12 protein-coding genes, 1 rRNA gene and 1 riboswitch are annotated in these 12,367 nt (G+C 44.9%); of the genes, 1 reads left to right on the forward strand and 12 read right to left on the reverse strand.

Annotated elements, in window-relative coordinates; genetic code table 11:
- Positions 1-10 precede the first annotated feature (10 nt).
- From purH to purE, 11 genes are all read right to left on the reverse strand, one after another.
- Entirely contained in the window at positions 11-1,546 is a 1,536-nt protein-coding gene (gene purH, locus K1I44_RS12965; protein WP_219986380.1) for a bifunctional phosphoribosylaminoimidazolecarboxamide formyltransferase/IMP cyclohydrolase, read from the reverse strand.
- The gene (gene purN / locus K1I44_RS12970; RefSeq protein WP_219986381.1) at positions 1,524-2,126 is read right to left on the reverse strand and encodes a phosphoribosylglycinamide formyltransferase; all 603 of its coding nucleotides are present in this window, start codon (positions 2,124-2,126) and stop codon (positions 1,524-1,526) included. Before purN ends, purH begins: the two co-directional genes overlap by 23 nt.
- Positions 2,123-3,160, reverse strand: coding sequence for a phosphoribosylformylglycinamidine cyclo-ligase (purM, locus tag K1I44_RS12975; RefSeq protein ID WP_219986382.1), 1,038 nt, complete (start codon positions 3,158-3,160; stop codon positions 2,123-2,125). Before purM ends, purN begins: the two co-directional genes overlap by 4 nt.
- Complete coding sequence (gene purF / locus K1I44_RS12980; protein ID WP_091702631.1) at positions 3,123-4,550, reverse strand: amidophosphoribosyltransferase; 1,428 nt, start codon at positions 4,548-4,550, stop codon at positions 3,123-3,125. Before purF ends, purM begins: the two co-directional genes overlap by 38 nt.
- Positions 4,526-6,748, reverse strand: a complete 2,223-nt coding sequence (gene purL, locus K1I44_RS12985; RefSeq protein WP_219986383.1) for a phosphoribosylformylglycinamidine synthase subunit PurL — start codon at positions 6,746-6,748, stop codon at positions 4,526-4,528. Before purL ends, purF begins: the two co-directional genes overlap by 25 nt.
- Complete coding sequence (purQ, locus tag K1I44_RS12990) at positions 6,732-7,418, reverse strand: phosphoribosylformylglycinamidine synthase subunit PurQ (RefSeq protein ID WP_219986384.1); 687 nt, start codon at positions 7,416-7,418, stop codon at positions 6,732-6,734. The genes purL and purQ overlap by 17 nt, the downstream gene beginning before the upstream one ends.
- On the reverse strand, positions 7,415-7,669 hold the full coding sequence (gene purS, locus K1I44_RS12995) for a phosphoribosylformylglycinamidine synthase subunit PurS (protein ID WP_219986385.1): 255 nt from the start codon (positions 7,667-7,669) through the stop codon (positions 7,415-7,417). The genes purQ and purS overlap by 4 nt, the downstream gene beginning before the upstream one ends.
- Positions 7,657-8,379 (reverse strand): phosphoribosylaminoimidazolesuccinocarboxamide synthase, encoded by a 723-nt coding sequence (gene purC / locus K1I44_RS13000; protein ID WP_219986386.1) that lies wholly within the window; start codon positions 8,377-8,379, stop codon positions 7,657-7,659. Before purC ends, purS begins: the two co-directional genes overlap by 13 nt.
- Before the next feature lie 65 nt (positions 8,380-8,444).
- Positions 8,445-9,740, reverse strand: coding sequence for an adenylosuccinate lyase (purB, locus tag K1I44_RS13005; RefSeq protein ID WP_219986387.1), 1,296 nt, complete (start codon positions 9,738-9,740; stop codon positions 8,445-8,447).
- Positions 9,737-10,885 (reverse strand): 5-(carboxyamino)imidazole ribonucleotide synthase, encoded by a 1,149-nt coding sequence (purK, locus tag K1I44_RS13010; protein WP_219986388.1) that lies wholly within the window; start codon positions 10,883-10,885, stop codon positions 9,737-9,739. The genes purB and purK overlap by 4 nt, the downstream gene beginning before the upstream one ends.
- Positions 10,869-11,357 carry a 5-(carboxyamino)imidazole ribonucleotide mutase gene (gene purE / locus K1I44_RS13015; RefSeq protein WP_003398661.1) on the reverse strand — a complete coding sequence of 163 codons (489 nt, stop codon included), beginning with the start codon at positions 11,355-11,357 and terminating at the stop codon, positions 10,869-10,871. The genes purK and purE overlap by 17 nt, the downstream gene beginning before the upstream one ends.
- 110 nt (positions 11,358-11,467) lie before the next feature.
- A riboswitch (purine riboswitch) is annotated at positions 11,468-11,569 on the reverse strand.
- Positions 11,570-11,722: 153 nt separating this feature from the next.
- Here purE and K1I44_RS13020 point away from each other — a divergent pair.
- On the forward strand, positions 11,723-12,112 hold the full coding sequence (locus K1I44_RS13020) for an Hsp20/alpha crystallin family protein (protein WP_003398663.1): 390 nt from the start codon (positions 11,723-11,725) through the stop codon (positions 12,110-12,112).
- 128 nt (positions 12,113-12,240) lie between these two features.
- Here the strand turns inward: K1I44_RS13020 and rrf are convergent.
- A 5S ribosomal RNA gene (rrf, locus tag K1I44_RS13025) occupies positions 12,241-12,357 on the reverse strand.
- Between the last annotated feature and the right edge of the window lie 10 nt (positions 12,358-12,367).

Genomic DNA, 12,367 nt, shown 5'->3' on the forward strand with positions numbered 1-12,367 from the left:
TGCTTCCCCCTTAATGTTTAAAATGGCGAACGCCTGTAAATACCATGGCTATTCCATATTCATTAGCTTTTTGAATCGAATCTTCGTCACGAATGGATCCACCCGGCTGAATGATCGCTGTCACCCCTGCCTGAGCAGCTGCTTCAACTGTATCACTCATCGGGAAAAATGCGTCGGAAGCTAATACCGCTCCTTTAGCTTTCTCTCCCGCCTGTTCAATCGCAATGCGAGCAGCTCCAACACGATTCATTTGTCCAGCGCCAACGCCAACCGTCATGCCATTTCTCGCTAAAACAATTGCATTCGATTTCACATGTTTAACAACGCGCCAAGCGAACGTTAAATTCGCCCACTCTTCTTCTGTCGGCTGTCTTTCGGTCACTACTTGGACATTCGCATCATCAATCGTATATATGTCTTCATCTTGAACAAGCAGTCCACCACGTACGGATACGACAAACGGCTCTTGTTTTCGCTCCGCTTGAAAATCAACCGTTAGCAAACGAATATTTTTCTTTCTCGTTAATAGCGCAAGTGCCTGTTCTGTAAACGATGGGGCAATGACAATTTCTAAAAAGATGTCGCTTAGCTGTGCGGCTGTTTGTTCATCGACTTCGCGATTTAGTGCTACAATACCACCAAAAATGGACGTTGGATCGGCTTCGTAAGCTTTTTGAAACGCCTCAGCAATCGTTTCACCAATACCTACCCCACACGGATTCATATGTTTTACTGCCACCGCTGCCGGCTCGGTAAACTCCGCAACAATTTGCAACGCGGCGTTTGCGTCATTAATGTTGTTGTACGATAGCTCTTTGCCGTGCAACTGCTTCGCGGCCGTAATAGAAAACGGTGAACGGAGCGGCCTTTCATAAAATGCAGCTGTTTGATGTGGATTTTCCCCATATCGTAGCGACTGTTTCTTCACAAAGGTCATCGTCATCGTTTCTGGGTATGTTTCTCCAACGATGTTCGTTAAATATTGGGCAATCGTCGCATCGTACGCTGCAGTATGGCGGAACACTTTTGCCGCCAACGTCCGTCTCGTTTCAAGTAACACCTCACCATATTGTTTCAGCTGTTCAATCACTAAATGATAATCGTCCGGGTCAACAACAGCTGTCACATACGCATGATTTTTCGCCGCCGCCCTTAGCATCGTTGGACCGCCAATATCAATATTTTCGATTGCTTCTACAAGGGAAGCATTCGGTTTTGCAATCGTTTCTTGAAATGGATACAAGTTCACAATAACAAAATCAATTGGTGTAATGGCATGTTCCTTTAATTGCTGCGCATGCACTTCATCTTCCCGAACAGCTAACAGCCCACCATGAATATGTGGATGAAGGGTTTTCACACGACCATCTAAAATTTCTGGAAAGTTTGTTACCTCTGAAATACTTGTTACTGGGATGCCGTGTTCCGCTAATACGCGTTTTGTGCCGCCCGTCGAAATGATTTCCACCCCAAGCTCCGTTAATTTCTTAGCGAATGTAACGATTCCTTTTTTATTTGACACGCTAATGATTGCTCGTTTTTTCATCGCTTGTACTCCCTTTCTCCGTCAACAATTGTTGAATAACTTGTGGATACAACGTATGTTCGATTTCATGAATACGATGTTCAATGCTCTCAAGCGGCTCACCGTCATAAATGTATAACGCCTGTTGAGCGATGATCGGCCCTGTGTCCATTCCTTCATCAACATAATGAACGGTCACACCTGTAACTTTCACGCCATATCGATACGCTTGCCCGATCGCATCTTTACCTGGAAAAGCGGGTAAAAGCGACGGGTGAATATTGACAATTTTGTTCCGATAAGCTTGTAAAAGTGTAGGACCGATCAGTCGCATATATCCCGCTAAAACAATCCAATCCACACCTCGTTCGCGCAACTGTTGTAAAATCTCACGCTCAAAACATTCTTTTGTTTCATATTGTTTCGGATGAAAAACAAATGACGGCACGTGTTCGCGAATGGCCCGTTCAATGACTTTTGCATGCGGTCGGTCACATACAAGAAGAGCTACGTCTGCTTGTATCTCTCCTTTTTTTGCCGCATCGACAATCGCTTGAAAGTTCGTTCCGCTCCCCGAAGCAAAAATAGCTATTCGCTTCATTCGATTTTTCCTCCTGCAAACGATACACCCGTTCCTTCCTTTATCCGACCGATCACATACACTTGCTCTCCAAACGATTCAAGCAACTGCACAACGTCTGGCACAACGTCGCTATCGACAGCCATGACGAAGCCAATTCCCATATTAAAAATATTAAACATTTCCGCTCGTTGCAGCCTCCCGTGTTGCTGAAGGAAATTAAAAATCGGTGGAATCGGCCATGAGCCGTAGTCTATCTCCGCTTGTAATCCTTTTGGCAACATACGCGGAATATTTTCAATAAACCCGCCCCCTGTAATATGAGCCATTCCTTTTACACGAACTTGTTTCAATGCTTCCAGTACGGCACGAACGTAAATACGCGTAGGTGTTAACAGTTCTTCACCAAGCGGACGAGAAAAAGGCTCGTATATGTCATCTAATCGCAAGTCGGCATCCTTTATAATTTTTCTCACGAGCGAATAGCCGTTGCTATGCAAACCGCTTGATGCAAGACCAATGAGCACATCCCCTGGGACAATCCCATCCCCTGTAACTACTTTGTCTTTTTCTGCCACACCAACTGCAAATCCAGCTACGTCATATTCATCTTCACTATACATGCCTGGCATTTCTGCCGTTTCCCCGCCGATAAGCGCACACCCTGCTTCGACACATCCATCTGCTATTCCTTTGACGATATGTTCAATTTTTTCTGGAATCGCTTTTCCACAGGCGATGTAGTCAAGGAAAAAGAGCGGCTCCGCCCCTTGTACGACGATATCGTTCACGCACATTGCAACACAATCGATACCAATCGTGTCGTGGCGGTCGAGCTTGAAAGCAAGCATTAGTTTTGTTCCTACTCCGTCCGCTCCTGATATGAGTACTGGTTGTTTATATCCAAGTGAAGAAAGGTCAAACATTCCTCCAAAACCACCTAAACTTCCTAACGCACCAATTCGGGCAGTTTTGGCGACATGTTTTTTCATCCGCTCGACCGCTTCATAGCCAGCTTCAATATTCACACCGGCTTGTTTGTACGAATGTGCCAACGTACTCCCCTCCTATCTTCGTCGGATATTGTCCAGTAAAGCAAGCTAAACATTGGCCACAGCTCGGCGAATCATCTGGGCGCCCAATTGCTTGCAGCAGCCCTTTTTGACTTAAAAAAGCGAGCGAATCCGCTTCGATGAGCTGGCGAATCTCCTCTACTGTATGTGTAGCAGCAATAAGCTCTTCTTTTGTCGATGTATCAATACCGTAAAAACATGGGTGAGTAATAGGTGGAGAGCTAATGCGCACGTGTACTTCCGTCGCTCCAGCTTCCCGAAGCATGCGTACGATGCGCTTGCTTGTCGTCCCGCGCACGATAGAGTCATCAACCATAACGACACGCTTGCCAGCTACAACCCCACGAACAGGTGACAATTTCATTTTTACACCTTGTTCGCGGAGAGCTTGAGACGGTTGGATGAACGTTCGCCCAACATATCGATTTTTAATTAGCCCTAATTCGTACGGAATACCCGTCGCTTCCGCATAGCCGATCGCAACAGAAATGCTTGAGTCGGGCACACCTGTCACCACATCCGCTGCAACAGGGGCTTCAACGGCTAACTGTTTTCCTAGATTTTTTCGTGCTGTATGAATGTTAATGCCATCAACGTTGCTATCAGGACGGGCAAAATAAATATATTCCATGCTACAAATCGAACGGGAAACTTTAGGGGCAAAACGCTCGGAACGAACGCCTTGTTTATTAATCATAATGAGCTCCCCTGGCTCAACCTCCCGTTCATATGTGGCACCAATGACATCAAACGCACACGTTTCCGATGCGACGACATATGCCTCGCCTAAACGACCTAACGACAGAGGGCGAAAACCATGCGGATCAAGGGCGATATACATTTCGGTTTCCGTTAAAATAAGAAAAGCGAAGGCGCCCCGCAAATGCGTTAATGCTTCTTTAATTCGCTCTTTTAAAATCGGTTCATCACTTCGCTTAATTAAATGGGCGAGCACCTCTGTATCGGACGTCGTTTGAAAAATACTTCCTTGTTGTTCTAAGCGGAAACGAAGCTCATCGGCATTCACTAAATTTCCGTTGTGCGCAAGTGCTAAACTGCCGCCTTGTGAGCGAAACAAAAGCGGTTGAACGTTCGCGTACCCGCCCCCACCAGCAGTGGAGTAACGGACGTGGCCGATGGCGGCCATGCCCGTTAATTTTTCTAACTCTCCGCGACTAAACACTTCTGTTACTAAGCCAAGTCCTTTATGAAACTGTAGCGTTCCGTTACCTCCGACAACAATGCCTGCCCCTTCCTGGCCGCGATGTTGTAGACTGTGCAGCCCATAATATGTCAATGTCGCCGCTTCCTCGTGTCCCCAAATGCCGAAAATCCCACACTCTTCGTTTAATCCTTTGATTTCAGCAAGCATGGAATAGCTCCTTTCCATACATTTCGCATTGTTTCTACTGGAACGTGGATGATACTCGTATCCCCATTCACCACATGAAGCATTTCATCGTTCGTCACTTCCCCAATACATATCGCTTGAACGAGCTGTTCAAACGCTTGACGATGTTCCTTTTTTACAGAAACGATAAAGCGTGATTGTGTTTCACTAAACAATTCCGCAACAACATCACCGTCGATTGTCACATACGCTCCTAAACCTTTTGTGCTCATTAAACATTCCGCAAGCGCAATCACCAAGCCACCTTCCGATATGTCATGCGCTGATGCTACTACTCCAGCTCGAATCGCGGTGAGAAGCTGTTGTTGTCGCTCTGCTTCTACATGTAAATCAATCGTTGGCGCTTTTCCAAAAATGCGACCTGTTAGCCATTTTTGTAGCTCGCTCCCACCAAATTCTTGCTTCGCTTCCCCAATGACATAAATCAAGTCACCTGGCTGTTTAAATGACTGTGTCGTAATATGGTTGATATCCTCAACGACGCCGACCATACCGACAATTGGTGTCGGATAAATCGCTTCGCCGTTCGTCTCATTGTAAAGCGATACATTTCCACTAATGACGGGCGTTTCAAGTACACGGCACGCTTCGCTCATTCCTTCTACCGCTTTTTCTAGTTGCCAAAAAATTTCCGGTTTCTCTGGGTTTCCGAAATTTAAACAATCGGTCACCGCAAGCGGTTGAGCGCCGGAACAAACGATGTTGCGCGCCGCCTCTGCAATCGCGATTTTTCCACCGACTTCTGGATTTAAATAAACGTAGCGGGAATTGCAATCAGTCGTCATCGCTAACGCTTTATTTGTGCCGCGAATGCGCAACACAGCTGCATCAGATCCTGGCGCAACAACTGTGTTTGTCCGCACCATATAATCGTATTGCTCATATACCCATTCTTTACTTGCAATCGTCGGTTGACTTAATAATGCAAGCAACGTTTCTTCATAATCGTTAATCGTCGGTACGTACTCAATCGTTTGAAACTCGCGATAATACGCCGGTTCTTTCGATGGCTTATAATATACAGGAGCATCTTTAGCAAGCGCATCAACCGGAATTTCAGCAACGACTTCCCCGCGGTGATACAAACGCAACATATGGTCATCTGTTACGCGACCAATCGCTTTCGCTTCTAGCCCATATTTAGCAAACACATCTATCATTTCTTGTTCGCGACCCTTTTGAACGACGAGAAGCATGCGCTCTTGTGACTCAGATAGCATCATTTCATACGGTGTCATTCCTGTTTCGCGTTGTGGTACAAGATCTAAATTTAGTTCAATACCAGAGCCTGCCTTGCTCGCCATTTCCGCTGACGAACTTGTTAAACCTGCAGCCCCCATATCTTGCATGCCAATGAGCGCATCGGAATGAATGACTTCCAAACAAGCTTCAAGAAGCAATTTCTCCATAAACGGATCCCCGACTTGAACAGCTGGACGCTTTTGTTCAGATTGTTCCGTTAATTCTTCCGATGCAAATGTCGCCCCATGAATGCCGTCACGTCCCGTTTTCGCACCGACGTACATAACCGTGTTTCCAACGCCTGCCGCGATCCCTTTTTGAATCTCTTCATGGCGAATAATTCCGACACACATCGCATTCACGAGTGGATTTCCTTCGTACGCTCCATCAAATTGCACTTCTCCCCCAACTGTCGGAATGCCGACGCAATTTCCGTATCCAGCAATGCCTGCAACGACGCGCTCAAATAAATATTTCACGCGCGGTGACGTTAATTCCCCAAAGCGAAGCGAGTTTAATAACGCAATTGGTCGCGCGCCCATCGAAAACACATCGCGAATAATGCCGCCAACGCCTGTCGCTGCCCCTTGGTACGGTTCAATTGCAGACGGATGGTTATGGCTTTCGATTTTAAAGGCGACGGCTAATCCATCTCCGATATCGACAATGCCTGCCCCTTCCCCTGGTCCTTGAAGCACATGTTTTCCTTCTGTCGGAAACTTCTTTAACACAGGTTTCGAATTTTTATAGCTACAATGTTCCGACCACATAACCGAGAAAATGCCTGTTTCCGTATAATTCGGTAAACGTCCAAGAATGCGCTCAACCATCGCAAACTCTTCGTCCGTTAACCCCATTTCCCGATATAACTTTTGCTCTTTAATTATCGCTGGACTTGGCTCAAGTAGTAACGACATGTGCGTCCCTCCAATATGTCACGATTGATTGAAACAGTTTTAACCCGTCAGCTCCGCCAAGCAGTTCATGAACAGCACGCTCAGGGTGCGGCATCATTCCGAGTACATTCCCTTTTTCGTTCACAATGCCTGCAATGTTTTGTAAGCTGCCATTCGGATTTTCTCCCTCATACCGAAAAACGATTTGATTGTTCGCAATAAGCTGGTGCAATGTGTTTTCATCACAATAATAGTTTCCTTCTCCATGGGCAATCGGGATCGTAATAATTTCCCCGCGCTCATATTGGGATGTAAACATCGTTGCATTATTTTCGACACGAAGTTTTACCGGACGGCAAATAAACGTTAGCGTATCGTTGCGCCGCATCGCTCCAGGAAGGAGACCCGCTTCGAGTAAAATTTGAAATCCGTTACATACACCTAAAATCGGCTTCCCTTCTTCTGCAGCTTTTTTGATCGCTTTCATGACGTTCGAAAAGCGCGCAATCGCTCCAGATCGCAAATAATCCCCATATGAAAAACCGCCTGGCAAAAGAATCGCATCAAATTCATCTAAACTTTCCGCATCATGCCAAACGTATTCAACATCTTCCCCTAATTCATCTGCAATCGCATGATACATGTCGACATCGCAGTTGGAACCCGGAAATACAATGACCGCAAATTTCACTGGACGACGACCTCCTCAATGTCATAGCGATAATCCTCAATAACCGTGTTCGCCAACAACTTTTCGCACATATCTTTCACGAGTTCATCTATGTCCCGGTCACTTTTTGCTACCGTTAATTCCATGAACTTTCCAATACGCACATCTTGCACCTCATGATAACTTAAGCTATGAAGCGCTCCTTTTACAGCATTACCTTGTGGATCCAATACATTTTCACGCAATGTGACGTACACTTTTACTTTGTACATGATAATCCTCCTAATCGTTGTAAAAGTTTTGTATATGTTTCTGTTAAGTCGCCTAAATCGCGGCGAAATACGTCTTTATCGAACTTTTCTTTCGTGTATACATCCCATAATCGGCACGTATCTGGGGAAATTTCATCCGCCAGCAACACCGCCCCCGTTTCATCTTTTCCAAACTCTAATTTAAAGTCGACAAGCTGTAAGTCACATGAACGAAATAAAGAAGTTAAAATGTCGTTCACGCGGAACGCTATTTGCTTCATGTGCACAAGCTCATCGGGGGAAGCAAGCTGCAACAGAGCGATATGATCTTCTGTTAATAGAGGATCGCCTAAAACGTCATTTTTGTAATAAAATTCTACAATCGGCTTCTCGATGACGGCTCCTTCCTGAAGACCGATTCGTTTCGCTAGACTACCGGCGACAATATTGCGGACAACAACTTCGAGGGGAATAATCGTCACTTGTCGCACAAGCTGTTCGGTGTCAGATATTTTACAAATAAAATGATTATTTACACCTGCTTCATGTAACAAGGAAAATAGTAAACTCGTAATCTCGTTATTCAATCTCCCTTTTCCAGCAATCGTTGCTTTTTTCTCACCGTTAAATGCTGTTGCTTCATCTTTATATTCAATCCATAACACGCCCCCTTCGTTCGTTGCATACACTTTCTTCGCCTTTCCTTCATACAGAAGGTGTTGCTTCTCCATGTTCTCTCCCCCAGTTATACAGAATATTAGGAAATTTTTTTGTATAGGTAAGGACAGCGCCTTACCTACTGCAAACCAAGTCGCTCAAAAATCGTGTCGACATGCTTTAAGTGATAGTTGTAATCAAAGCAATCCGCGATTTGTTCCTTTGTTAAACGACTTGTAATTACTTCGTCCGCTTCAATTAACGAGCGAAACGGCACTTGTTTTTCCCACGCTTCCATCGCTTTTGGCTGCACGAGATCGTACGCTTCCTCACGCGTCATCCCCGTGTCAATGAGCGCTAGCAACACGCGCTGAGAATAAATAAGCCCGAGGGTACGATCCATATTTTTCTTCATGTTTTCAGGGAATACCGTCAAGTTTTTCACAATGTTTGTAAAACGATGAAGCATGTAGTCTAGAGCGATCGTTGCATCCGGTAAAATAATACGTTCCGCAGACGAGTGTGAAATGTCGCGTTCATGCCAAAGCGGTACATTTTCATAAGCTGTTAACATATAGCCGCGAATGACACGCGCCATGCCTGTCATATTTTCCGAACCGATCGGATTGCGCTTATGCGGCATAGCCGATGAACCTTTTTGTCCCTTTGCAAAAAATTCTTCCACTTCACGCGTTTCACTTTTTTGTAATCCACGAATTTCAACTGCAAATTTTTCAATGGATGTCGCAATTAAAGCGAGCGTCGCCATATAGTGCGCATGACGATCACGCTGCAACGTTTGCGTTGAAATTGGTGCAGGCTGTAAGCCAAGTTTTTCACATACGTACTGTTCGACAAACGGATCAATGTTTGCATACGTGCCAACCGCACCAGAAATTTTTCCAACGCGCACCGTTTCCGCTGCTTGCTTAAAACGTTCTAAGTTGCGTTGCATTTCAGCATACCAAAGCGCCAATTTTAATCCAAACGTCGTAGGCTCGGCATGTACACCATGCGTTCTTCCCATCATGACCGTATATTTATGCTCAATCGCTTTTTCTTTTAACACCGCGATAAAGTTTTCTAAGTCGCGCAATAAAATGTCATTTGCCTGTTTTAGTAAATACGACAATGCGGTATCAACAACATCCGTAGACGTCAGTCCGTAATGTACCCATTTTCGCTCTTCTCCTAACGTCTCTGATACGGCACGCGTAAAGGCAACGACATCATGACGCGTCTCTTCCTCGATTTCTTTAATGCGTTCAATGCGAAACGATGCGTTTTGACGAATTTTTTCCACATCTTCTTTCGGAATAACTCCTAATTCCGACCATGCTTCACACGCTAAAACTTCGACTTCTAGCCAAGCACGAAAACGGTTCTCCTCCGTCCAAATCGCTCCCATTTCCGGTCTTGTGTAACGTTCAATCATACGTTCATCCTCCGATCTGTCCAAATCGCAAATTCGTCTATTTTTCGTTGCATCTCATCGACATCGTCAACTAACCACGTGATATGCCCCATTTTCCGCTTCGGCTTCGCTTCTTTTTTTCCATAAAAGTGAACATGAGCATCGCGAAATTGATCGATGTTTCGAATAACGTCGTCAACATGTTCTCCTAAAATATTGACCATAATTGCAGGTTTTAATAATTTTGTACTACCAAGCGGCCAATTGCACACAGCACGAATATGTTGTTGAAATTGCGATGTGATACAACCGTTTATTGTATAATGACCTGAGTTGTGCGGTCTAGGAGCAAGTTCATTGACATATAACTGCCCATCTTCTGTTAAAAACATTTCAATGGCTAGTGTGCCGACAAGTTGAAATGTTTCCGCTAATCGTCGAGCATACATTTCCGCCTGCGCAATGGTTTTCTGGCTAACTTGGGCTGGAGCAATCGTTTGATGCAAAATATTGTCGCGATGAATGTTCTCGACAACAGGGAACAGCTCTATTTCACCAGAAACGCTACGCACAACGATAATAGATAACTCTTTCACAAACGGCACCCATGCCTCCAATACACATTCACCGTAAGCGAGCAGCGAGCGCGCCTCATGAATATCATCTAAACAACGGATAACCACTTGCCCTTTTCCATCATACCCTCCCCGACATGTTTTCAATACAGCCGGAATGCCGATCTCCTCAATCGCCCGTTCCAATTGTTCTTCTTCCAGTACGAGACGACAAGGGGCAACAGGCAACCCGGCAGACTGAACTGCCTGTTTTTCTTTCCAACGATGCTGTGTAATAGAAAGCAGCTCGCTTCCTTGCGGCACATATCCCTTCTCTACTAATCGATTCAACGCATCAGCATCAATATTTTCAAACTCATATGTCACAACATCGCTCACTTCGGCTAAATGATGTAACGCTTCTTCATCGCTATACGAAGCGACAATTTCAATGTCAGCCACTTGAGCACAAGGCGATTGCGGAGTAGGATCAAGAACCGCTACGAAAAATCCCATCTCTTTTGCAGCGAGCGCCATCATTCTCCCTAACTGACCTCCGCCAATAATACCAATCGTTTGCCCCGGTACAATCACTTTACTCAAGCTGATCACTACTTTCTATCACCTGTTTTCGAATTGCCTCACGCCGCATCCGCAATGCATCCATGTACGCCGGATCGTGCGTTCCGAGAATCGATACTGCAAGCAATGCCGCATTGACGGCACCTGCTTTTCCGATAGCCACTGTCGCTACTGGCACTCCTCCGGGCATTTGGACGATAGAAAGCAACGAATCAAGACCATTTAGCGTTTTAGACATAACCGGAACACCAATAACAGGCAACGTTGTTTTAGCTGCTACCATCCCCGGCAAATGAGCAGCTCCCCCTGCTCCAGCGATAATGACTTTAATTCCACGCTCTTCAGCTGTTTCGGCATATGCAAACATAAAGTCAGGTGTACGATGGGCCGAAACAACTTTTTTTTCAAACGGAATATGAAATTCTTCTAATATATCACATGCATGACGCATCGTTTCCCAGTCTGATTGACTTCCCATAATAACAGCTACAAGTGGCCGCATGTATATTCACCCTCCTTATTATCCATTCAGAAAAAAATCCAGAACGACGCCCCTCGATCATAAGGGAAAGCATCGTTCTGGACATATTTCGCCCATTGGGTGAAAAAAGCCAATAAGATCCTTTCCCTCATAGTCCAATAATTTACGGTTATTGGGTAGAGACTTTTGGGCCATATTCCCAAAATTATATGAGGGTTCAACAACGTATTCATTTATCTTCATCTTACCAGTCGTTTTTCAATCATGTCAACATAAAATCGAACATTTTTACAAACAAAATAATTAATGTTCGGTTTTTACTTAAAAATCACCATTTCATCTCTTTCACCATATAGTAAAAAGAAAAAGAGAAAGGGGAGAAGCTTATGGATTGGACAAAGCAATGGGAAGCCTTTTTTACTCATCCATTTTGGAACTCATCAAATTCCTTTTCTTCCTATTCATCAGGCATCAATATGTATCGTCGTGATAATGAGCTACTTGTCGTCGCAGCGATCCCAGGGTTAGCACATGTACACGATGCAGAAGTGTACATTCATTATAATACATTAGAAATTAAAGCTAATGTTCAATTGCAATTTGAAGGATTTGAACTAATTGAAGAAGGAATTACACAAGAACCTTTTGAACGAGAGATACAACTTCCCTTTCCTGTAGGGGAGAAAGTGGAAGCTGTGTACGAGAACGGACTGCTATTTGTTCATCTTCATCGTCTCGTCCCTGATCATATAAAAAGGAAGGTGGACATTAAATAAAAAATGAGCTAACCGATATAGGTTAGCTCTTCACTATGGGGGAGAGGATTGTAAAAGCGTTAAACGCAAATACATGGACAAAAAAAGTTAGAGAACAAAACGGAGATGCTCTCTAACTTGCTATGTCCGCCCGGCAACGTCCTACTCTCGCAGGCGGTGTCCCGCCAACTACCATCGGCGCTGGAGAGCTTAACTTCCGTGTTCGGGATGGGAACGGGTGTGACCTCTCCGCTATCGTCACCGAGCAAACATGCT

Origin of the sequence: Anoxybacillus sp. ST4 (assembly GCF_019448545.1) — a bacterium.
GTDB classification, from domain to species: domain Bacteria; phylum Bacillota; class Bacilli; order Bacillales; family Anoxybacillaceae; genus Anoxybacillus; species Anoxybacillus pushchinoensis.